The organism is Sodalis glossinidius str. 'morsitans', from assembly GCF_000010085.1.
Taxonomy (GTDB): Bacteria; Pseudomonadota; Gammaproteobacteria; order Enterobacterales; family Enterobacteriaceae; genus Sodalis; species Sodalis glossinidius.
The window spans coordinates 3,738,421-3,762,162 of the sequence record NC_007712.1 but is presented as its reverse complement, the minus strand read 5'-3'; the positions used below and the strand labels follow the sequence as shown (position 1 = coordinate 3,762,162).

Sequence of the window (23,742 nt, the reverse complement as noted above, 5' to 3'; positions counted from 1 at the left end):
TACCCTCTTACGGCGCGGCACGAGGCCGCGTACGCACCTTTACCGCGCGCGGTGCGCGTCAGCATCGTTTTCAGGAGAGCAGGTTATGGCACTTTGGGGCGGACGATTCAGTCAGGCGGCGGATCAACGTTTTAAATCTTTTAACGACTCGCTGCGGTTCGACTACCGTCTGACCGAACAGGACATTGTCGGCTCCGTGGCTTGGTCCCGCGCGCTGGTGACCGTGGGGGTGTTGAGCGAAACGGAGCAGCAACAGCTGGAAGACGCTCTGAACGTGACCCTGGAGGAGGTGCGCACCGCGCCGGAAGCCATCCTCGCGAGCGATGCAGAAGATATCCATAGCTGGGTAGAGCAGTGCTTGATTGATAAAGTGGGCGATTTAGGCAAAAAGTTGCACACCGGACGCAGCCGAAACGATCAGGTGGCGACCGATCTCAAGCTGTGGTGTAGAGCGCAGGTCACCGAGCTGCTTGGCGCGATACACTTATTGCAGCAGGCGCTGGTCATGACCGCCGAGGCCCATCAGGATGTGGTGATGCCCGGCTATACCCATTTACAGCGCGCGCAACCCATCACCTTCGCCCACTGGTGTCTGGCCTACAGCGAAATGCTCGCCCGCGATGAAAGCCGCCTGCGCGACACGTTGACGCGTCTTGACGTCAGCCCACTCGGCGCCGGCGCGCTGGCCGGTACCGCCTATGCTATCGATCGCGACAAGCTGGCCGGCTGGCTGGGTTTTGCTTCTGCGACACGCAATAGTCTGGATAGCGTTTCCGATCGCGATCATGTTCTTGAACTCCTGTCGTATGCGGCGATTGGCATGGTGCACCTTTCCCGCTTCGCCGAAGATCTGATTTTCTTTAATACCGGCGAGGCGGGCTTCATCGAATTATCGGATCGCGTCACTTCCGGTTCGTCGCTGATGCCGCAGAAGAAAAATCCCGATGCGCTGGAGCTTATCCGCGGCAAATGCGGACGAGTACAGGGAGCGTTGACCGGCATGATGATGACGTTGAAGGGCCTGCCGCTGGCCTATAACAAGGATATGCAGGAAGATAAAGAGGGACTTTTCGACGCGCTGGATACTTGGCTTGACTGTCTGCATATGGCGGCGCTGGTGCTCGATGGGATCCAACTGAAATCGCCGCGCTGCCGCGAAGCGGCGCAGCAGGGTTATGCCAACGCCACCGAATTGGCGGATTATCTGGTGGCGCGGGGGATCCCTTTTCGCGAAGCGCACCATATTGTCGGCGAGGCAGTGGTGGAAGCTATCCGTCAGGGAGTGCCCCTGGAAACGCTACCGCTGGCGCGACTGCAGGCTTTCAGCCCGGTGATCGATGAGGATGTCTATCCGGTCCTGGCGCTGGCGTCGTGCCTGGCGCAGCGCAAGGCGAAAGGCGGCGTGGCGCCGGAGCAGATCGCGCAGGCTATCGCCGAGGCAAAACAGCGGCTGGCATAAAGGCCGCGGTGCGGCGCCTGCCGATTGCTATTACCCGGCAGATGGGTGGGTTGACGCGGTGGGTCAGCGTGGCCGGACATTGGCCCGCGGAGGCCACTTCTGCGGGCGGCCCGCGTCTTCTACCAAAACGCTGACCGTTTTCGCGCTGCACGGTGCATCCATTGGTGCCTTTAGCTAATGATCGTCCTGATAGGCGGGGAATATCGCCTGCGGGACCTTTTCCCTTTCTGACCCTGAACTTTATCTCATCATTTTAACGAGATGGATGAAGTTCGACACCATTGATCTGTAGCGGTAATTATTATTGATTTTAGTTATTGATAGGGTTAATCGTTGATTGCTATTCTATCTATCGACGCGGACTATCGCGTCGATGGAGGAATTCATGAACATTCGCGATCTAGAATATTTGGTGGCTCTGGCCGAGCATCGTCATTTTCGACGCGCCGCCGACTCCTGCCACGTCAGTCAGCCCACTCTCAGCGGACAGGTGCGCAAGCTGGAAGATGAATTGGGCGTGATGCTGTTGGAACGAACTAGCCGTAAAGTGCTGTTCACCCAAGCCGGCCTGCTGCTGGTGGATCAGGCGCGTACGGTGCTGCGGGAAGTAAAAGTTCTGCGCGAGATGGCCAGCCAGCAGGGAGAATCCATGTCGGGGCCGCTGCATATCGGCCTTATCCCTACCGTGGGGCCGTATCTGCTGTCGCATATTGTTCCGATGCTGCACCAGGCCTTTCCCAAGCTGGAAATGTATTTACATGAGTCCCAAACCAGCCAATTGCTACAGCAGCTCGACAGCGGCAGACTGGACTGCGTCATTTTGGCGCTGGTAAAAGAGTCGGAAGCGTTTATTGAAGTGCCTTTGTTTGACGAAACGATGCAGTTGGCGATTTATGCCGATCATCCCTGGGCGGATCGCGATCGGGTGCCGATGTCCGATCTGGCCGGCGAGCGGCTACTCATGCTTGAGGATGGTCACTGTTTGCGCGATCAGGCGATGGGCTTTTGCTTCCAGGCCGGTGCCGACGAGGACACCCATTTCCGCGCCACCAGCCTGGAAACCCTGCGCAATATGGTGGCGGCGGGCAGCGGCATTACCCTGCTGCCTTCCCTGGCGGTACCGCGGGAGCGCAAGCGGGATGGTGTTTGCTATCTCCCCTGTTACAGACCGGAACCGAAACGTACCATTGCGCTGGTGTATCGCCCCGGTTCACCGCTGCGTGCCCGCTATGAGCAACTGGCGGACTGTATCCGCAGTCATATGCAAGCCTACATGGGCACCGGCTTAAAACAGGCGGTTTAAGCCGTTAAGCGCCGCCACCCGGTAGGCTTCCGCCATGGTGGGATAATTGAAGGTCGTATTGACGAAATATTCGATGGTATTACCTTCCCCCTTCTGCTCCATGATGGCCTGGCCGATATGGATAATCTCGGCGGCGCGTTCGCCAAAACAGTGGATGCCGAGGATTTGCTTCGTCTCGCGGTGAAATAACAATTTCAGGCTACCGACATTCATGCCGACGATTTGCGCCCGCGCCAAATGTTTGAACTGTGCGCGTCCGACTTCATACGGGACTTTCATAGCCGTAAGCTCTTGCTCGGTTTTGCCGACAGAGCTGATTTCGGGGATGGTATAAATGCCGGTGGGAATATTTTCAATCAGCTGCACATTGGCCTGCCCTTTGATGATCACCTGCGCGGCGATACGGCCCTGATCATAAGCTGCGGAGGCCAGGCTGGGGTAGCCTATCACATCGCCGACCGCGTAAATATGGCGGGCCGCGGTCTGGTACATGCTGTTGACCTTGATAAGCCCGCGGCTGTCCGCTTCCAGCTCGACCTTGTCCAGCTTGAGCGTATCGGTATTGCCGGTGCGGCCGTTGGCGTAAAGCAGACAATCGGCTTTCATGCGCTTGCCGGAGCGGAAACGCACCTCGACGCCGTCATCGAGCCCTTTGATTTCTTCGTATTCCTCGTTGTGGCGGATAACCACCCCGTTTTCCCAGAAATGGTAGGACAGGGCGTCGGACATCTCCTGATCGAGGAAAGCCAGCAGCCGATCCCGGGTATTGATCAAATCCACCTTAACGTTCATGCCGCGGAAAATCGAGGCGTACTCGCAGCCGATAACGCCGGCGCCGTAAATAATCACATGGTGGGGATCGTGCTTCAGGTCGAGGATAGAGTCGCTGTCGTAAATACGCGGATGGTCAAAATCCACATCCTGGGGTTGATAGGGCCGGGAGCCGCAGGCGATGACGATATTTTCCGCGCTGAGGGTTTCGGTAGTGTTATCGCCGTAGTGGATCTGCACCTGGTGTTCATCGACGAAGCTGGCCTCGCCGGTGAAAATCTGGCAGTGGTTGCGCTCGTAAAAACCCTGGCGCATGTGGGTTTGCTGGTTTATGACCTGATCGGCATGACACAGAATATCGGAGAAGCCGGTGTGGGGCAGACGGGTATTGCCGTGCAGCGGGCTTTGATTGATTTCAATAATCCGGCTGACCGCCTGGCGCAGCGCTTTGGAGGGAATGGTGCCCCAGTGGGTGCAGCCGCCGCCGACGTTGTCATAGCGCTCGATGATCGCGACGCGCGCGCCACGCTTGGTCAATCCCATGGCGGCGCCTTCGCCGCCGGGACCGGAACCGATAATAATGGCATCGTAATCGTACTTTGGTTGCATAGCTGTCCCAACCCGATGAATACAAATTGACAACCTATATTGTAACATCAATGCCCGCATATCCCAATTGTCAACGCATCGGGCGGGCGGTAATCGCACGGAACGTCCTTAGCGCTTCCGGGCACGGCCCAGGGTCGTGGCAGGAGGCTCGGGACGTTAAAATACACAGTTTGTATCAACGCTGTTGCAACAAATTTTGATATAGTTGTTTTTTTACATTAATGGCGAGGCTGGATGGTTTATATGGGCGTCAGAGCGCAACAGAAAGAGCGGACCCGGCGTTCGCTCATTGAGGCGGCATTCAGCCAGTTGAGCGCTGAACGCAGTTTCGCCAGCCTGAGCCTGCGTGAAGTCGCCCGCCAAGCTGGTATTGCGCCCACCTCGTTTTATCGCCATTTCCGCGATGTGGATGAGTTGGGCCTCACTATGGTGGACGAAAGCGGACTGATGTTGCGCCAGCTGATGCGCCAGGCGCGTCAGCGTATCGCCAAGGGCGGCAGCGTGATCCGCACGTCGGTGGCCACGTTTATGGAATTTATCGGTAACAACCCCAACGCTTTCCGCCTGCTGCTGCGTGAACGTTCCGGCACCTCCAGCGCCTTCCGCGCCGCGGTGGCGCGGGAAATCCAGCATTTCATCGCCGAGCTCGCCGATTATTTGGAAATCGAGAACCATATGTCGCGCAGCTTTACCGAAGCGCAGGCGGAGGCGATGGTTATCATCGTGTTCAATGCCGGCGCCGAGGCGCTGGATGTCGATCTTGAGCAGCGCCGCCAGCTGGAAGAGCGGCTGGTGCTGCAGCTGCGCATGATATCCAAAGGGGCTTTTTATTGGTACCGTCGCGAGCAGGAAAAAGCGCTGACCCTTACTCAGAATAATGGCAGGTAACAGATGACCCAACACACCCTCGCAGAGAAAGGCACACTGCTGTTGGCACTGATCGCGGGCTTGTCCCTTAACGGCAGTTTCACCGCGCTTTTCAGCGCCATCGTTCCCTTTTCCCTCTTTCCGCCGATTGCGCTGGCTCTGGCGCTGTATTGCCTGCATCAGCGTTATCACCAGAGTGCCATGCCGCCGGGTTATCTGCTGCTGGTGGCAGCAAATTTTCTGCTTGGACTGTTATTGTACAGCGCGATTGTCCGCGCCGAATATCCTGCTATCGGCTCCAATTTCGTGCCGTCGATATTGGCGGTGGTGCTGGTCTTGTGGATTGGCCGGCGGCTGAAAATCCTGAGCCGCACGCAAGCGGACGGTGATGAAAATTACTGATGTTTGAATCAGGCATGGGCATGGCGCCGACGGCTTAAACCGCCGTCGCCTTGCGCACCAGCAACACGCCACATTCCATATGATGGGTGTAGGGGAACTGATCAAACAGCGCCAGCCGCTCGATAGTGTGGGTGGTAGATAGCGTGGAAAGGTTGCGGCACAGAGAATCAGGGTTACAGGAGATGTACAGGATCTGTGGATACGCCTGCACCATGCTGACTGTCGCCTCGTCCAGCCCGCTACGCGGCGGATCAACGAAAATCGTTTCGCAACGGTAGCTCTGTAAATCAATCTCCTTGAGACGGGTAAACTCGCGCTCTTTGCGCATCGCCTGGGTAAACTCCTCAGCCGACATACGGACTATCTGCACATTATCGATGTGGTTTGCGGCGATGTTATAGTGCGCGGCTTCCACCGATAGTTTGGCGATTTCGGTGGCAAGCACTCGGTCGAAATGACGCGCCAGCGCCAGCGAAAAATTGCCGTTGCCGCAGTAGAGTTCCAGCAAATCTCCCTGCGCGCCTTCGGTGGCCGCCAGCGCCCATTCCAGCATGTGTACATTGATTCCGGCATTGGGCTGGGTAAAGCTGTTCTCGATCTGCTGGTAAATGAGCGTGCGGCCGGCGACGGTCAAACGCTCGTCGACATAATCGCGATCCAGGTAGATTTTAGTCTTGTTGGCGCGACCGATGAACTGGATATGGTAACCGCGCGCGCGTAAGGCGTCGCGCAGGCCTGCGGCGCACTCGCGCCAGGCGTCGTCCAGCGGCCGGTGATAAATGAGGGTCACGACCGCCTCACCGCTTTGCGTCGTTAGATAGTCTATTTGAAACAGCTTGGCGCGCAACAGAGGTTCTGGTCGGATGGCCGTCATCATTTCGGCCATAAGTGCATTGATGAGCGGACTACCGGGCATGAAATGATCGATGCGGATCCGCGCTTTAGTCTGCGGATCGAACATGATGTGATACAGGTCATCCTCATCATGCCAGATGCGAAATTCGGCGCGCATGCGATAATGCGCGGGCTGTGAGCGGAAAATCTGCGCCTCAGGTGCCTGAAACGCCAGCATCATCTGCCGCAGACGCGCCGCTTTTTCCGCCAACTGCTGTTCATACTGATCGATGGGTAACGTCTCGGGCGTCATAGTCGTTTCCTGCTGGCCAGGCGGTCATTACCGCTTTTGCCCGGGATTGTAGGGAATAAACCGTTAATGTCCAGTTTTGTCGCATGTCATTGTTCTGGTGCATTTGTTTCCTGAACACGTTTATTACCGGGACGGTAGGATTATTGGCCGGCCAGAACGTGGCCGATTTTCCGTCGCCTGCTCAAGGTCCGCCACCGGCGGCCGATACCTGTCGCCCGCGGCGTCCTGCCAATCGATTGGATGCGAAAAGATGTTTAAAACAAAAACGACCGTGCTGGTGACGCTTTCCGTTACGGCCTTTTCCGGCTAGGGGCAAGAGACTGCCGCACCTCAGGCAGACGACGGTAATGAGCTGATAGTCTCTGCGAACCGTTTCCCGCAACCCGTTTCCACGGTACTGGCGCTGGTTAGCGTGGTCACCCGCGACGACATCGATCGTAGACAGATCAAATCCGTGGCCGAGGCGCTAAGCCGGTTGCCTGGGGTGGACATCGGTCAGAACGGCGGTCTCGGCCAGCAAAGCTCGCTTTTCATTCGCGGCACGAACGTCAGCCATGCGCTGGTGTTAATCGACGGCGTGCGGATGAATCAGGCGGGCATATCTGGCTCATCCGATCTCAGCCAGATCCCCATCGCGCTGGTACAGCGAATTGAATATATCCGCGGACCGCGTTCGGCGGTCTAAGCTCGGATGCGATCGGCGGCGTGGTCAATATTATCACTACCCGTGAGTAGAACGGCAGCACGCTCAGCGCCGGCATGGGCTCCCACGGTTATCAGACCTACGATGGCGCTACCCGCCAGCAGTTGGGGGAGAATACGACCGCCACCCTGGCGGGTAATTATACCTATACCCGTGGATTCGATGTTCGGGCCAATTTGCCGGATACCTACGGTGACCCGGCACAGCTCGATCGCGATGGTTTTATGAGTAAAACGCTGTACGCCGGGCTGGAACATCGGTTTAACGATCGGTTCAGCGGGTTTGCCCGCACCTACGGTTTCAGCAACCGCAGCGCCTACGACGGTACCTATTCTTATAGCGACTTCAATCATCCGGATGCGCTACCGGATACCCGCCAGCTCTACAGCCGCACCTGGGACACCGGCCTGCGCTTCCAGCAAGGGATCTATGCGTCCCAATTATCCTTCAGCTACAACCATACTAAAGACTATAACTACGATCCTCACTATGGCCCCTATGCGGATTCCGCCACGCTGGATGATTCTCAGCAGTATTATTTAGCGTGGGGAAACACGCTGCAAATTACGCACGGCACTGCCAGCGCAGGGGTGGATTGGCAGAAGCAGACTACCGAGCCCGACACCAATTATCTCAGCGATGGCTACGAATAGCGCAACACCGGCCTGTATGCCACGGTGCAGCAATTGTACGGTCCTGTCACCTGGAGAGGGTGGCCAGAGAGGATGATAATTCGCAATTTGGCTGGCACGGTACATGGCAGGGCAGCGCCGCCTGGGAAGTGGTCGAAGGCTATCGCCTCCTGTTGTCTTATGGCACCGCGTATAAGGCACCCAATCTCGGCCAGCTTTACAGCGCCTATGCGCAGCTCAATCCCGAGCAGAGCAAGCAATGGGAAGGGGGAATCGAAGGCTTGACCGGCCCGCTTGATTGGCGTTTAACGGCCTATCGTAATGACATCGACGATATGATTGCGTGAGATAGCGGCGAGGAAGCTTATTACAATATCGGCAAGGCGCGCATTGAAGGGGTAGAATGGACCGGCTCGTTTACCACGGGTCTGCTATCCCACCAGGTGACGCTGGAATATCTCGATCCGAGTGATGCCAAGACCAATGAGATTTTGGCCCGCCGCGCGAAACAACAGGGAAATACCAGCTGGACTGGCGGGTAGCCGATATTGATTGGTCGCTGAATTACCGTTACCTGGGGCAGCGTTGGGATACTAATTACAACACCAATCAACGCGTACGGCTGGGCGGGATCAGTCTGTGGGATATTGCGGCGTCATATCCGCTGACAACCCGGTTGACGGTTCGTGGTAGACTGGCCAATGTGTTCGATAAAAATTATGAGACAGCTTATGGCTACCAGACTGCAGGATGGGAATTCTATCTCACCGGAACCTATGCTTTCTGACGGCAGCGCCGCCAAACGGCCCACCATTCTTGTCTTTGACTCTGGCGTGGGGGGCCTATCAATATATAATGAAGTCAGGCAAACGTTGCCCAATGCCCATTATTTGTACGTTTTTGACAATGAGGCCTTCCCGTATGGGGAAAAACCGGAGCAATTCATTGTCGATAGGGTCGTCGCCATTGTTGGTGCGATGTGGCGACAGCATAAGATCGACTTGGTCATCGTTGCCTGCAATACCGCCAGCACTATTTCACTGCCGGCGCTGCGCGAGCGTTTCCCCTGTCCGATTATCGGCGTGGTACCGGCGATCAAACCGGCGGCCCGACTCACCCGCAATGGTATCGTCGGGTTGCTGGCGACGCGCGCTACAGTACAACGCAGTTACACCCATGATCTCATCAGTCAATACGCCGGCGATTGCCAAATTTTGCAGTTAGGGACGGCCGAACTGGTGGATATGGCGGAAGCCAGATTGCATGGCGAATTGGTGCCCCTGCCGGTGTTGCGCAAACTTCTGCGCCCCTGGCTAAGGGCAGCGGAGCCGCCTGACACGGTCGTACTGGGCTGTACCCACTTCCCCTTGCTGAGCCAGGAACTCCAGGCGGTACTACCGGAAGGAACCCGTCTGGTCGATTCCGGGTCGGCCATTGCCCGCCGCGCGGCTTGGCTGGTGGAGCATGACATGGACGTCAGCAGTCTGCAGGGCGAAACAGGACCGAATAAAACTTATTGCCTCGTTACCACGCCACAGGCGGTAGCGCTGATGCCGGCACTGACGCGCTATGGTTTCGGCTCATCGGGAATGCTTACGCTTTAACAGCACCCGATGCGGCCTCTCGGCGCGCGTTATTGCCCGTCCTTTCGCGAGTCGGATGTCAGCCGCCCCAGGGATAGCACAAGTGGCGGAAAGATTATGGCCGGCGGGCAATTTGGGAATAGGGGAATAGGGGGATAGGGGGATAAGGGAATATGGGTTTTGTAGCGTATCGGCATCGGACTTGACTGAAAATCAGCGTCAGATCGTTCATTGGATAAGGGAAAACAGGCGATTCGTTTAATTTATCGCTAGTTGGCGCAAAAATTGCGATTAACTCTTGTCACCGGCCGTGAAGGCCCTATAATGCGCCTCCACTGACCGGGAACAGTCGCTACGGCGCACAGGCTCAGCCAGAGGCAGGCGGCCCGCTACGGGAAAATAAAAGCTTGACTTTACAGCAGAAAAGCGTAATATGTGCCACCCGTGCGGGTCGAGAAAACAGCCGGCACTGCTCTTTAACAATTTATCAGACAATCTGTGTGGGCACTCACAAGACGATATCGACATACCGAAATATCAAGTCTTGAAGAGTGAACAACAAATATTCATATGAATACCAGTTTTGATTCTTTGAGCATCAAGCTTTTAATTGAAGAGTTTGATCATGGCTCAGATTGAACGCTGGCGGCAGGCCTAACACATGCAAGTCGAGCGGCAGCGGAAAGAAGCTTGCTTCTTTGCCGGCGAGCGGCGGACGGGTGAGTAATGTCTGGGGATCTGCCCGATGGAGGGGGATAACTACTGGAAACGGTAGCTAATACCGCATAACGTCGCAAGACTAAAGTGGGGGACCTTCGGGCCTCACACCATCGGATGAACCCAGATGGGATTAGCTAGTAGGTGGGGTAATGGCTCACCTAGGCGACGATCCCTAGCTGGTCTGAGAGGATGACCAGCCACACTGGAACTGAGACACGGTCCAGACTCCTACGGGAGGCAGCAGTGGGGAATATTGCACAATGGGGGAAACCCTGATGCAGCCATGCCGCGTGTGTGAAGAAGGCCTTCGGGTTGTAAAGCACTTTCAGCGGGGAAGAAGGCGTTAGCGTTAACAGCGCTATCGATTGACGTTACCTGCAGAAGAAGCACCGGCTAACTCCGTGCCAGCAGCCGCGGTAATACGGAGGGTGCAAGCGTTAATCGGAATTACTGGGCGTAAAGCGTACGCAGGCGGTCTGTTAAGTCAGATGTGAAATCCCCGGGCTTAACCTGGGAACTGCATTTGAAACTGGCAGGCTAGAGTCTCGTAGAGGGGGGTAGAATTCCAGGTGTAGCGGTGAAATGCGTAGAGATCTGGAGGAATACCGGTGGCGAAGGCGGCCCCCTGGACGAAGACTGACGCTCAGGTACGAAAGCGTGGGGAGCAAACAGGATTAGATACCCTGGTAGTCCACGCTGTAAACGATGTCGATTTGAAGGTTGTGGCCTTGAGCTGTGGCTTTCGGAGCTAACGCGTTAAATCGACCGCCTGGGGAGTACGGCCGCAAGGTTAAAACTCAAATGAATTGACGGGGGCCCGCACAAGCGGTGGAGCATGTGGTTTAATTCGATGCAACGCGAAGAACCTTACCTACTCTTGACATCCAGAGAACTTGGCAGAGATGCCTTGGTGCCTTCGGGAGCTCTGAGACAGGTGCTGCATGGCTGTCGTCAGCTCGTGTTGTGAAATGTTGGGTTAAGTCCCGCAACGAGCGCAACCCTTATCCTTTGTTGCCAGCGATTTGGTCGGGAACTCAAAGGAGACTGCCGGTGATAAACCGGAGGAAGGTGGGGATGACGTCAAGTCATCATGGCCCTTACGAGTAGGGCTACACACGTGCTACAATGGCGCATACAAAGAGAAGCGATCTCGCGAGAGTCAGCGGACCTCACAAAGTGCGTCGTAGTCCGGATTGGAGTCTGCAACTCGACTCCATGAAGTCGGAATCGCTAGTAATCGTGGATCAGAATGCCACGGTGAATACGTTCCTGGGCCTTGTACACACCGCCCGTCACACCATGGGAGTGGGTTGCAAAAGAAGTAGGTAGCTTAACCTTCGGGAGGGCGCTTACCACTTTGTGATTCATGACTGGGGTGAAGTCGTAACAAGGTAACCGTAGGGGAACCTGCGGTTGGATCACCTCCTTACCTAAGCGATACGTTGAGTGACGTGTCCACACAGATTGTCTGATAATTGTCACGAGCAAGAAAAACCTGCTATAGGCTTGTAGCTCAGGTGGTTAGAGCGCACCCCTGATAAGGGTGAGGTCGGTGGTTCAAGTCCACTCAGGCCTACCAGTTCTGCTTATTTCCGTGGGTTCCCGTGATGAGGAGGGCAGCATGTTGCCGACAGGCGGCATGAGAGGCTGTGCGTCAGGGGGGCGAAGAAGGCGAGACTGGCTGTCGTACTGTAACGTCGCGGTGCGGTATCGGGTTTACCGGCAGGTAAACGGTATCGTCGCGGGTGAGCGACGGCATATGCAAGGTAAACGACTTGGGGCTATAGCTCAGCTGGGAGAGCGCCTGCTTTGCACGCAGGAGGTCAGCGGTTCGATCCCGCTTAGCTCCACCATTTCGCTGTGGAGTCGGGTTTGGTCATTTGTGGGTATGAGAAGGTTTTTTTTGCTGTAGTGTTATTTCAGAGCGCGTTTATCAAGCGCGCTGCGAAATACCGCTCTTTAACAATCCGGAACAAGCTGAAAATTTGAAACACATGCTGAAGTGCAAACTCAGTATGCGAGTCTCTCAAACGAAGTAAGCAAACCTGAGGTAACGCGCAAGCGTTATCACTGTAGCGCGCAGACAGCTCAGGGTTGTGAGGTTAAGTGACTAAGCGTACACGGTGGATGCCTAGGCAGTCAGAGGCGATGAAGGACGTGCTAATCTGCGAAAAGCGCCGGTGAGCTGATATGAAGCGTTATCAGCCGGCGATGTCCGAATGGGGAAACCCGGTGCAACTCGTTGCATCATTGTCAGGTGAATCCATAGCTTGACGAAGCGAACCAGGGGAACTGAAACATCTCAGTACCTTGAGGAAAAGAAATCAACCGAGATTCCCCCAGTAGCGGCGAGCGAACGGGGAACAGCCCAGAGCCATCATCAGCTTGCGCATCAGGAGAACGGTCTGGAAAGTCCGGCGACAGAGGGTGATAGCCCCGTATCCGAAGGTGCGCTTGTTGTGAGCTCGATGAGTAGGGCGGGACACGTGATATCCTGTCTGAAGATGGGGGGACCATCCTCCAAGGCTAAATACTCCTGACTGACCGATAGTGAACCAGTACCGTGAGGGAAAGGCGAAAAGAACCCCGGCGAGGGGAGTGAAATAGAACCTGAAACCGTGTACGTACAAGCAGTGGAAGCATCCTTCGGGGTGTGACTGCGTACCTTTTGTATAATGGGTCAGCGACTTATATTCTGTAGCAAGGTTAACCGTATAGGGGAGCCGTAGGGAAACCGAGTCTTAACTGGGCGTCTAGTTGCAGGGTATAGACCCGAAACCCGGTGATCTAGCCATGGGCAGGTTGAAGGTTGGGTAACACTAACTGGAGGACCGAACCGACTAATGTTGAAAAATTAGCGGATGACTTGTGGCTGGGGGTGAAAGGCCAATCAAACCGGGAGATAGCTGGTTCTCCCCGAAAGCTATTTAGGTAGCGCCTCGTGAAGTCATCTACGGGGGTAGAGCACTGTTTCGGCTAGGGGTCCATCCCGGATTACCAACCCGATGCAAACTGCGAATACCGTAGAATGTTATCACGGGAGACACACGGCGGGTGCTAACGTCCGTCGTGAAGAGGGAAACAACCCAGACCGCCAGCTAAGGTCCCAAAGTCATGGTTAAGTGGGAAACGATGTGGGAAGGCCCAGACAGCCAGGATGTTGGCTTAGAAGCAGCCATCATTTAAAGAAAGCGTAATAGCTCACTGGTCGAGTCGGCCTGCGCGGAAGATGTAACGGGGCTAAACCATGCACCGAAGCTGCGGCAGCGGACGTATCACTTAAAACGCTCCACGCGACGATGAGCGGGCGCGTGCAAGCCACATTCCCGTTAAGTCGGCAACAGCCGGACAAGGGCAAGGCGTTTTAAGGATACGTCCGTTGGGTAGGGGAGCGTTCTGTAAGCCTGTGAAGGTGGCCTGTGAGGGCTGCTGGAGGTATCAGAAGTGCGAATGCTGACATAAGTAACGATAAAGTGGGTGAAAAGCCCGCTCGCCGGAAGACCAAGGGTTCCTGTTCAACGTTAATCGGAGCAGGGTGAGTCGACCCCTAAGGCGAGGCCGAAAGGCGTAGTCGATGGGAAACAGGTTAATATTCCTGTACTAGGTGTGACTGCGAAGGGGGGACGGAGAAAGCTAGGTTTGCCGGGCGACGGTTGTCCCGGTTCAAGCGTGCAGGTGGAAAGAGCAGGCAAATCCGCTCTTTCATAACACTGAGGCGTGATGACGAGCTACCACGGTAGTGAAGGAATTGATGCTACGCTTCCAGGAAAAGCCTCTAAGCTCCAGGTCACATCGAATCGTACCCCAAACCGACACAGGTGGTCAGGTAGAGGATACCCAGGCGCTTGAGAGAACTCGGGTGAAGGAACTAGGCAAAATGGTGCCGTAACTTCGGGAGAAGGCACGCTGGCATGTAGGTGGAGGGCCTTGCGCCCCGAGCTGAAGCCAGTCGCAGATACCAGCTGGCTGCAACTGTTTATTAAAAACACAGCACTGTGCAAACACGAAAGTGGACGTATACGGTGTGACGCCTGCCCGGTGCCGGAAGGTTAATTGATGGGGTTATCCGTAAGGAGAAGCTCTTGATCGAAGCCCCGGTAAACGGCGGCCGTAACTATAACGGTCCTAAGGTAGCGAAATTCCTTGTCGGGTAAGTTCCGACCTGCACGAATGGCGTAATGATGGTCAGGCTGTCTCCACCCGAGACTCAGTGAAATTGAACTCGCCGTGAAGATGCGGTGTACCCGCGGCAAGACGGAAAGACCCCGTGAACCTTTACTATAGCTTGACACTGAACATTGAGCCTTGATGTGTAGGATAGGTGGGAGGCTTTGAAGTGTGGACGCCAGTCTGCATGGAGCCAACCTTGAAATACCACCCTTTAATGTTTGATGTTCTCACTCAGGCCCGTCATCCGGGCCGAGGACAGTGTCTGGTGGGTAGTTTGACTGGGGCGGTCTCCTCCCAAAGCGTAACGGAGGAGCACGAAGGTTAGCTAATCACGGTCGGACATCGTGAGGTTAGTGCAAAGGCATAAGCTAGCTTGACTGCGAGAGTGACGGCTCGAGCAGGTGCGAAAGCAGGTCTTAGTGATCCGGTGGTTCTGCATGGAAGGGCCATCGCTCAACGGATAAAAGGTACTCCGGGGATAACAGGCTGATACCGCCCAAGAGTTCATATCGACGGCGGTGTTTGGCACCTCGATGTCGGCTCATCACATCCTGGGGCTGAAGTAGGTCCCAAGGGTATGGCTGTTCGCCATTTAAAGTGGTACGCGAGCTGGGTTTAGAACGTCGTGAGACAGTTCGGTCCCTATCTGCCGTGGGCGCTGGAAGATTGAGAGGGGCTGCTCCTAGTACGAGAGGACCGGAGTGGACGCACCACTGGTGTTCGGGTTGTCATGCCAATGGCATTGCCCGGTAGCTACGTGCGGAAGAGATAACCGCTGAAAGCATCTAAGCGGGAAACTTGCCTCGAGATGAGTCTTCCCTGAGGCCTTGAGCCTCCTAAAGGGACGTTAAAGACGATGACGTTGATAGGTCGGGTGTGTAAGCGCTGCGAGGTGTTGAGCTAACCGATACTAATGACCCGTGAGACTTAACCTTACAACACCTGAGCTGTTTGAGAGAGGGCGAAAGCCAGAGCTGTAACGAACGTTAGCGGCAAAGCGCAAGCGACATGAACGCGAGCGCCAGAAAGACGATATCAGCGATGTTCCGGATAACGCCCGATGGTCACGCAAGTGAGGGTTGGGCAGCAAGAGCAGTCTGCATGGTGAAAGCGGTGCGGAAAACGAATTTGCCTGGCGGCACGAGCGCGGTGGTCCCACCTGACCCCATGCCGAACTCAGAAGTGAAACGCCGTAGCGCCGATGGTAGTGTGGGGTCTCCCCATGCGAGAGTAGGGAACTGCCAGGCATCCATTACGTCCTAACGGGTAGCCCGTGACGAGCAGTATCAACGAGCCCTCTGCAACCTACGGGTAAAACAAGAACGCTAGAGCACTTTTCTATTCCGGTTTTTTCGCATATAGCACTGCCTCAGTAGATAGAATTTCTAATCCATAGATGCGCCGAAATAGATGAAAACCGCTCTAGCGGTACAGCCCTATCCATTTACCACCGGTTGCCAAAAGAACGCGTTCTGCGGGATGGCCTGGGCCAAAGGGTACTTCATCTCTCCATCACATTCCACCTCCAGCGATAATAGAGATTGATGCTATAAGCGTCTCCCGATGCGCTATATTCCGGCATTAAGGCGGTTTATTTTCGCGTTAAAAGAATACTTTTTCAGCATTATATAAAATTTTCCGCGAGATCAAGGTGACGAGATGGCGTTTTGCCGACCTAAACGTTATTTCACGCCGTGCAGAGAATATGAAGCCTTGTTCATTCTCTGTGTCACCTGGTGCCGAAAGATAACGGATTTAACGCTTTACTGACAATTGTTGCGCCTATCGCTAATCAGGTATGTTTTAAATAATGATATTAATCAACGGGTAATTTTAACTCTCCAAAAATATGAAGAGAATATGTTGGAGATTAATAGGTTTTATGTTGCAAAAAATTCTGGATGGATTGCCTTGTACTTGCTGCTCGCCTAATCGAAATACCAGGAGATAAAAATGAAAAAGGCATGTTTTGTCTTAGCGGTGGTTCTTTCCCTTAGCGCCTGCTCTTGCGGAATGACGGTAGGAGAAGACAAATTCAGTACTTCTTATGTTGAGTCGCATATCGTTAAAGGAAAAACGACACAAAGTCGGTACAGAGTTTGTATGGAGTGCCTGATGATAATGAAAAATCTTCCAATCGCGTCATTGGGTCTATTACAAAAACGGTAATTTAAATGATTCCTCCAGCCTGACAAACTATATTCCTGGCACTAGCGCAATTTCCAGTGCATTAGGGATGGCGAGTATGGCAGATTCAGCATCTTTTCAGGCGAGTAAAGTTTCCGGGAAAATGAGCGGTAACACTGAAATCCACGGTAAACGTTTATACGTTACCTTCGATAATAAAAACACTGTGGATTACTGGAGCCTTAATTGACCATTCTGTTGTTGCAAATGCGATCCCGGCCGGTCTATACCTGCCGGGGTATCGTCATCGGCAAGTCTGGCTAACCGGGCGCTTTCTCGCTAATGCTTTTTCTAGAATAAGATGAAACATTTTCAACTAACGGCTGAGAACTCGACATCCGGCGGCAAAGGGGCTATCTTCAGGTATCTGGATGTCTAAATGTATGCTTTGAGGATCTAAGGTTATGCCGATTCGGGTATTCGACGAGTTACCTGCAGTGAATTTTCTGCGTAACGAAAATGTCTTTGTGATGACGTCCTCGCGCGCCAGCACGCAGGAAATACGCTCGTTAAAAGTGCTGATCCTCAATCTGATGCCGAAGAAAATCGAAACCGAAAACCAATTTCTGCGTTTATTATCCAATTCGCCGCTGCAGGTGGATATTCAACTATTGCGCATCGACAGTCGAGAATCCAAGAACACGCCCGCCGAGCATCTGAATAATTTTTACTGTAATTTTGAAGACATTCAGCATGATAATTTCGATGGCTTGGTGGTGACCGGAGCGCCGCTGAGCCTGGTGGATTTTCATGATGTGGTCTTCTGGCCGCAGATTGACCGCGTGCTGCACTGGGCACGCGATCATGTGACGTCCACGCTGTTTGTCTGTTGGGCGGTTCAGGCGGCGTTGAATATCCTTTACGGCATTCCCAAAATGACCCGGCAGCAGAAACTGGCGGGCGTCTATCAGCATCACCTGCTGAAACCGCATGCATTGTTGACGCGAGGCTTTGATGAGACCTTTCTGGCCCCCCATTCCCGCAATGCGGATTTCCCTACGGCGATGATTCGCCAGCATACTGATCTGGAAATATTGGCGGAATCCGATGAGGCGGGAGCCTACTTGTTTGCCAGCCATGATAAGCGTCTGGCGTTTGTCACCGGGCATCCTGAATATGATGCGCTGACCCTGGCCAGCGAGTATCACCGCGATCGGGAAAACGGTCTTAATCCATCGTTACCGGTTAACTATTTCCTGCAGGATAACCCCGACCTGACGCCAAAGGCCAGCTGGCGCAGCCACGGTCATTTGCTGGTTGCTAACTGGCTCAATTACTACGTCTATCAGATAACGCCGTACGATTTGCGGCGTATGAATCCGACGCTGGAATAGGCGTTATCCGTCGATTAGGTCCTCTTCGACATTCTGCGCCGCTGTCCCCGGCGGCCGGGAGCGATTAAAAGTCGATGCAACTGGCGCCCTGTTCCACGCCGGACAGCTGATGGCGCAGTGCGCCGAACAGTTCTCGGCCGCAGCCCACCGCACCGGCTGAAAGATCCGGTACCGATACCTGGCGCAGCGCCAGTTCAGCTTCATCTACCAGCAACGCCAATTCGCCCGTCTTGCCATTTACCCGCACGATATCGCCATTACGGATTTTGCCGAGCAGACCGCCATTGTGCGCTTCCGGTGTCAATGAATGGCAGAAGGCACTTTGCCCGAGGCGCCTGAAAGACGGCCATCGGTCACTAACGCCACTTTGTAACCGCGATCAAGCAATACCTCCAGCGGCGGCATCAGCTTATGCAGTTCCGGCATGCCGTTGGCGCGCGGTCCTTGATAACGCACCACCACTACGCAGTCTTTGTTCAGTAAACCAGCGTCAAACACCGGACCGACGTCGTGCTGACTTGCAGATACCATTGCCTGCGCTTCAATGACTTGATTTTCCTTGGGCACGGCGGAGGTTTTCATTACCGCACGGCCAAGATTGCCGTTGAGGACTTTGGTACCGCCGCGGGGCGCAAAAGGATGCTCGCCACTGGCGATAATGGCCGCATCCAGCGACGCCGCTGGACCGTCGCGCCAGGCCAACCGACCTTCATCCAGCCACGGCTCAAGGGTATAGTGGCTTAGGCCGAAACCGGAAATGGTATGCACGTCTTCATGTAATAGTCCGACGGCCAGCAGTTCGCGCACCAGTAGCGCAACGCCGCCCGCTGCATGGAATTGATTGATATCCGCCGGCCCATTGGGGTATATCCTGGCAAGGAGCGGTACCGCATCCGATAATTCAGAGAAGTCGTCCCAGTTAATGATGATACCGGCGGCGCGGGCCATGGCCACCAAATACATGGTATGGTTGGTTGAGCCGCCGGTCGCCAGTAGCGCCACGATACCATTGACCACCACCTTTTCATCCACCAGCTTACCGATAGGCAGATAGTTACCGCTGGTCTCGGTCATCCGCGTCACCTGTATTGCGCCGCATCGGTCAGCGCGTCACGTAGCGGACTGTCACCATCTGGTTGGAGTTGGCGGTGCCGTAAAACGTGCAGGTGCCGGCGCTATGATAGGAGGCGGCTTCCACCTCCAGCATCACTTGGCGATCCACTTTCCCCTCGGCGAAAAGCTGGCGAATACGCACTTTTTCTTTATTCGGCAAGCCGGTGGGCATCGGGCCGGCGGGAACAAATACCGAAGGCAAATGGCCGAACGACAGTGCTGCCATCACAAGGCCTGGGACAATTTTATCGCAGATGCCCAGGTAGAGCGCGCCATCAAACATGTTATGCGACAGTCCAATGGCCGCCGACATGGCTATGATTTCGCGGCTCATCAACGATAATTCCATACCGTCCTGGCCCTGGGTGACACCGTCGCACATTGCCGGTACGCCTGTGGCCACCTGGCCTACCGCACAGGCGCTCTGCAGCGCCTGTTTTAACCGCTGCGGGTAGTGCTCGTATGGCTGATGGGCGGAAAGCATATCGGTATAGGAGTTGATGATGGCGATATCGCTATGGGTCAGACTCTTTAACGCCGCCTTATCGCCAGGCTGGCAGGCAGCGAAGCCGTGCGCCAGATTACCGCAAGCCAGTTGCGCTCGGTGGACAGTCTGGCTGCGCGCGACGTCAATGCGGGTCAAGTATGTATCGCGGCTGGCGCGCGAGCGATCGATAATGCGTTGGGTTACGCGCTGTAAAGTGGCATTCATACCTTTCTCACTTACTACCGCGTCATTCTCTTCGCGCCCTGGTGCTGGAGGGTAAAGTTGAATTACAATGGGTAAACCGTTTGTTGTTATTCACTGCGCGACCTGCGGCGATTATGTCAGACGGGGAAGCCGCGCCTGATTAATGAAACGATTCATCTAGCGCAAACGAAACATTCCGCATAAAGGACGCTGTTGCGCGGCGATTGCCGCGTTTATCTTTAACGGCAATCCGCATCCGGTTTGGCAACCGACGGAAACACAGCCCACCATCCATGATGGGCTTGGGTAACATCAGCGTACGGACTGAGGTTCTTTTCAACTGCCGGCGCACGGGCATACCCGCTGGATGGACAGGGTGCCTTATGCCCGCCCCGGCGACGACTCAGCCGGCGGTGGCGGTACGGATCCAGGCAACAGTATCGGCAATGACATTATCCAGAGGCTGATCGATATTAATGGCATGCACATCCGGCTCATCGCTGCCCGGCTCTTCCAGGGTCTCGAATTGGGATACCAGCATTTGCGGTTTAAAGAAGTGTCCTTTACGGGCTTTCATGCGCTCTTCGATTACCTCAAAGTGACCTTTCATGTAAATGAAGGACAAATTGGGGTTCCCTTCACGCAAACGATCGCGGTAATGCTTTTTCAACGCTGAACACACGATAATGGAGATGGCGTTGGTACGCTGCATCGCGAAAGCGGCGTCATTGATGGCGCCCAGCCAAGGGGCCCGGTCATCGTCATTGAGCGCATGGCCGGCGGACATCTTATTAATGTTGGCGCGCGGATGCAGAAAATCGCCGTCGAGAAAGGCCGCGGACAGCTCCCGGGACAGGGCGGTGGCCACAACGGATTTGCCGCTGCCCGACACGCCCATCAGGACGAAAATATGGTTTTGAGTTTGGGTGGTCATAGGCAGAGCTCCGTGAGCATTAGTATAGTACACAATGATGTTACAAGTAACATTGTGCGCGCTTTTTATAATGTTTCAACTATTATGGCGTAATAAATCTTTAAATGTGATAAATATCAAACATTTCACCGTCGATAAAACATTATTTTTCGCGAGATTAACAAAACGTTAAGCATCCCCGCCGCTGGCTGAAAAACTCTCATGCGGCGACGCCTGGGTTCATTATTAACCTGTGATAGGATATTGCTCTGTTTCCGGCGAAATGCCGCCTTTTATCGGCGATAAATGAGATCATCGTGACAAATCGGATTAACGAACTGGGCGCCACGCTGGCGCAGCGGATTATGGTGCTGGACGGTGGCATGGGCACCATGATTCAGAGTTATCAGCTGGAAGAGGCGGATTACCGCGGACAACGCTTCGCGGATTGGCCGTGCGATGTGAAAGGCAACAATGACCTGCTGGTGCTGAGCAAACCCGATGTCATCAGCGCCATTCACGATGCCTATTTAACCGCCGGGGCCGATATTCTTGAAACGAATACGTTACGCCACTACCATCGCAATGGCCGATTATCAGATGGAATCGCTGGTGAGCGAAATCAACCTTGCCGCCTCCCGTCTGGAGCGAGAATGCGCGGATGCCTGGAGCGTGCGGACGCCGAATAAGCCGCGATATGTCGCGGGCGTGTTAGGCCCCACCAATCGCACCGCCTCTATCTCGCCGAATGTGAATGATCCCGCCTACCGCAATATCGATTTTGACCAGTTAGTGAATGCTTGCCGCCAGAGTGCTGATGGAAGGCGGCGTCGATCTCATAATGGTAGAAACCATCTTCGATACTCTTAATTCCAAAGCCGCCGTTTTTTCGCTGGAATTGGAATTTGAGGCGCAGAATCTTGCTCTGCCGGTGATGATTTCGGGCACCATTACCGATGCCTCAGGGCGTACGCTTTCCGGACAGACCTACAATTCGCTGCGCCACGCGCGGCCGCTGTCGTTTAGCCTGAACTGCGTATTGGGGCCTGATGAATTGCGCCAATACGTGGCAGAACTATCGCGTATTGCCGATTGCTTTGTTAGCGCTCATCCCAATGCCGGCCTGCCGAATGCATTCGGCTAATATGATCTGGGGGCGCAGGCAATGGCGCGCCATATTGGCGAATGGGCTCACACGGGCTTTCTGAATATCGTCGGTGGCTGCTGCGGCAAGGCGCCTGAGCATGTCGCTGCGATGGCCAACGCCGTCGAGGAGGTGGCGCCACGTTAGTTGCCGGCGCTACCGGTCTCCTGCCGGCTTGCGGGCCTGGAGCCGCTGAATATTACGGCAGCGTTGCTTGGAGAACGGCGCGCAGATTATCGACATCAACATGGAAGAGGGTATGCTTGACGCCATGGTGCGCTTCCTGCACTTGATCGCCGGCGAGCCGGATATCGCGCGCGTGCCGATTATGATCGACTCCTCCAAATGGCAGGTAATAGAGCAGGGGCTGAAGTGTATTCAGGGAAAGGGCATCGTTAATTCGATTTCCATGAAAGAGGGGAAGGCGGCGTTTCTTCATCACGCGCTCCTGGTACGCCGCTACGGCGCCGCCCTGGTGGTAATGGCGTTTGACGAGAACGGCCAGGCCGACACCCGGGCGCGTAAAATCGAGATTTGCCGCCGCGCCTACCGGTTGCTGACCGAGACGTTGGACTTTCCGCCGGAAGATATCATCTTCGATCCCAATATCTTCGCCGTGGCGACCGGTATTGAAGAACATAATAACTATGCCCAGGACTTTATTGGCGCTTGTGCTGACATCAAGGCGAAACTGCCCCATGCGCTGATTGCCGGCGGTTCATGCCATTCGCAACGGTCTGGATATGGGCATCGTCAACGCCGGTCAGCTGGCTATCTATGACGATTTGCCGCCAGCGCTGCGTGAGCGGGTAGAAGATGTGGTGCTAAATCGGCGCGTGTATGGCACCGAGCGGCTGCTGGCGCTGGCTGAGGAGTATCGCGACAGCAAAGGCGATGGCGAGACGCCGCCCCAGCAGGCGGAATGGCGAGGATGGGAGGTAGGCAAACGTTTGGAATATGCCCTGGTCAAAGGAATCCGACTTTATCGAGCAGGACACCGAAGAAGCGCACCAGCAGGCGTCACGCCCCATCGAGGTGATCGAAGGGCCGCTTATGGCCGGCATGAACGCGTGGGTGATTTATTTGGCGCCGGTAGTGTCGGCTCGGGTGATGAAACAGGCTGTGGGCCTACCTTGAGCCTTATATTCAGGCTGGGAAAACCGAACTTAAAGCCGCCGGTAAAATTCTGCTGGCGACCGTGAAGGGCGATGTGCACGATATCGGCAAAAATATTGTCGGCGTGGTACTCTCCTGTAATAACTATGACATTATCGATCTCGGCGTCATGGTGCCGATGGACAAAATTCTCAAGACCGCGCGCGAACAGCAGGTGGATATCATTGGTTTGTAGGGGCTGATTACGCCTTCGCTGGATGAAATGGTCAGCGTTGCCAAAGAAATGGAACGCCAGGGATTTCTGGGCAATGAGGCGTTGATCCGTGAAAGTTATCAGGGTATTCGCCCGGCGCCCGGCTATCCCGCCTGTCCTGATCATACTGAAAAGCAAACCCTATGGGCATTGCTGGATGTCACGCGTCATACCGGTATGCAATTGACTGAATCGTTCGCCATGTGGCCCGGGGCATCTGTTGCGGGTTGGTACTTCAGCCATCCAGAAAGCAAATACTTCGCCGTGGAGCAGATCCAGCGCGATCAGGTGGAGGGACTATGCGGCGCGCAAACGACTACCGCTGGAAGAGGTCGAACGCTGGCTGGGGCCAAATCTCGGTTACGACTCCGACTAACGACCGTTTTGCACCCGTTATTAAGGCCTGAGGCGTGCGCCGGGAGCGCACGCCATCCTACTAAGGCAACCGTTGACGGCGGGTTACGGCTTACTGCTGATATTGGCAACATCTCTTGTCTTGATAACCTACGATATTCACTTTGCCTTTATCATCAACTATTCCATAATAATGTTCCTTTGTTATTTATATTAACAACGAATACTAAACTAAAATCGCAGAAGGCCGACTATTTTCTGGGCGGATTAC

9 protein-coding genes, 2 tRNA genes, 3 rRNA genes and 3 pseudogenes are annotated in these 23,742 nt (G+C 54.8%); 13 read left to right on the top strand and 4 right to left on the bottom strand.

The window, feature by feature from the left end; all coding sequences use genetic code 11:
- The first annotated feature begins 85 nt into the window (after positions 1-85).
- Both argH and oxyR read left to right on the top strand, forming a co-directional pair.
- Positions 86-1,459 (top strand): argininosuccinate lyase, encoded by a 1,374-nt coding sequence (gene argH / locus SGP1_RS19935; protein WP_011411971.1) that lies wholly within the window; start codon positions 86-88, stop codon positions 1,457-1,459.
- 385 nt (positions 1,460-1,844) lie between these two features.
- Positions 1,845-2,762 (top strand): DNA-binding transcriptional regulator OxyR, encoded by a 918-nt coding sequence (oxyR, locus tag SGP1_RS19930; protein ID WP_011411970.1) that lies wholly within the window; start codon positions 1,845-1,847, stop codon positions 2,760-2,762.
- Here oxyR and sthA read toward each other — a convergent pair.
- Positions 2,745-4,142 carry a Si-specific NAD(P)(+) transhydrogenase gene (gene sthA, locus SGP1_RS19925; RefSeq protein ID WP_011411969.1) on the bottom strand — a complete coding sequence of 466 codons (1,398 nt, stop codon included), beginning with the start codon at positions 4,140-4,142 and terminating at the stop codon, positions 2,745-2,747. The genes oxyR and sthA overlap by 18 nt on opposite strands.
- Before the next feature lie 243 nt (positions 4,143-4,385).
- Here sthA and fabR point away from each other — a divergent pair, with 243 nt between their 5' ends.
- Together fabR and SGP1_RS19915 are read left to right on the top strand one after the other, a co-directional pair.
- On the top strand, positions 4,386-5,030 hold the full coding sequence (gene fabR / locus SGP1_RS19920; protein WP_041867695.1) for an HTH-type transcriptional repressor FabR: 645 nt from the start codon (positions 4,386-4,388) through the stop codon (positions 5,028-5,030).
- Between the two features lie 3 nt (positions 5,031-5,033).
- A complete protein-coding gene (locus SGP1_RS19915) occupies positions 5,034-5,411 on the top strand; it encodes a YijD family membrane protein (RefSeq protein ID WP_011411967.1) in 378 nt (125 codons plus the stop codon).
- A gap of 34 nt (positions 5,412-5,445) precedes the next feature.
- Here the strand turns inward: SGP1_RS19915 and trmA are convergent, their stop codons facing one another.
- The gene (gene trmA, locus SGP1_RS19910) at positions 5,446-6,558 is read right to left on the bottom strand and encodes a tRNA (uridine(54)-C5)-methyltransferase TrmA (protein WP_011411966.1); all 1,113 of its coding nucleotides are present in this window, start codon (positions 6,556-6,558) and stop codon (positions 5,446-5,448) included.
- Between the two features lie 250 nt (positions 6,559-6,808).
- On the opposite strand from trmA, the pseudogene btuB reads away from it, so the two are divergent.
- The 8 genes and pseudogenes from btuB (at position 6,809) to metA (ending at position 17,887) form a co-directional block, all read left to right on the top strand.
- Positions 6,809-8,680, top strand: a pseudogene (btuB, locus tag SGP1_RS25970) (TonB-dependent vitamin B12 receptor BtuB).
- Positions 8,625-9,497, top strand: a complete 873-nt coding sequence (murI, locus tag SGP1_RS19895) for a glutamate racemase (protein WP_011411965.1) — start codon at positions 8,625-8,627, stop codon at positions 9,495-9,497. Before btuB ends, murI begins: the two are co-directional and overlap by 56 nt.
- Positions 9,498-10,083: 586 nt before the next feature.
- A 16S ribosomal RNA gene (locus SGP1_RS19890) occupies positions 10,084-11,625 on the top strand.
- Positions 11,626-11,698: 73 nt separating this feature from the next.
- Positions 11,699-11,775 (top strand) — tRNA-Ile (locus tag SGP1_RS19885).
- A 198-nt stretch (positions 11,776-11,973) separates the two neighbouring features.
- A tRNA-Ala gene (locus SGP1_RS19880) sits at positions 11,974-12,049 on the top strand.
- 247 nt (positions 12,050-12,296) lie between these two features.
- Positions 12,297-15,301 (top strand): 23S ribosomal RNA (locus SGP1_RS19875).
- Positions 15,302-15,497: 196 nt separating this feature from the next.
- A 5S ribosomal RNA gene (gene rrf / locus SGP1_RS19870) occupies positions 15,498-15,613 on the top strand.
- Together the 16S, 23S and 5S rRNA genes with 2 tRNA genes alongside form the textbook arrangement of a ribosomal RNA operon.
- Positions 15,614-16,957: 1,344 nt before the next feature.
- On the top strand, positions 16,958-17,887 hold the full coding sequence (metA, locus tag SGP1_RS19865) for a homoserine O-acetyltransferase MetA (protein WP_011411964.1): 930 nt from the start codon (positions 16,958-16,960) through the stop codon (positions 17,885-17,887).
- Positions 17,888-17,951: 64 nt separating this feature from the next.
- Here the strand turns inward: metA and edd are convergent.
- Both edd and gntK read right to left on the bottom strand, forming a co-directional pair.
- Positions 17,952-19,712: pseudogene (edd, locus tag SGP1_RS30310) on the bottom strand (phosphogluconate dehydratase).
- A gap of 382 nt (positions 19,713-20,094) precedes the next feature.
- Positions 20,095-20,625, bottom strand: coding sequence for a gluconokinase (gntK, locus tag SGP1_RS19850; protein WP_011411963.1), 531 nt, complete (start codon positions 20,623-20,625; stop codon positions 20,095-20,097).
- 296 nt (positions 20,626-20,921) lie between these two features.
- On the opposite strand from gntK, the pseudogene SGP1_RS35870 reads away from it, so the two are divergent.
- Positions 20,922-23,493: pseudogene (locus tag SGP1_RS35870) on the top strand (homocysteine S-methyltransferase family protein).
- Positions 23,494-23,742: the final 249 nt, after the last annotated feature.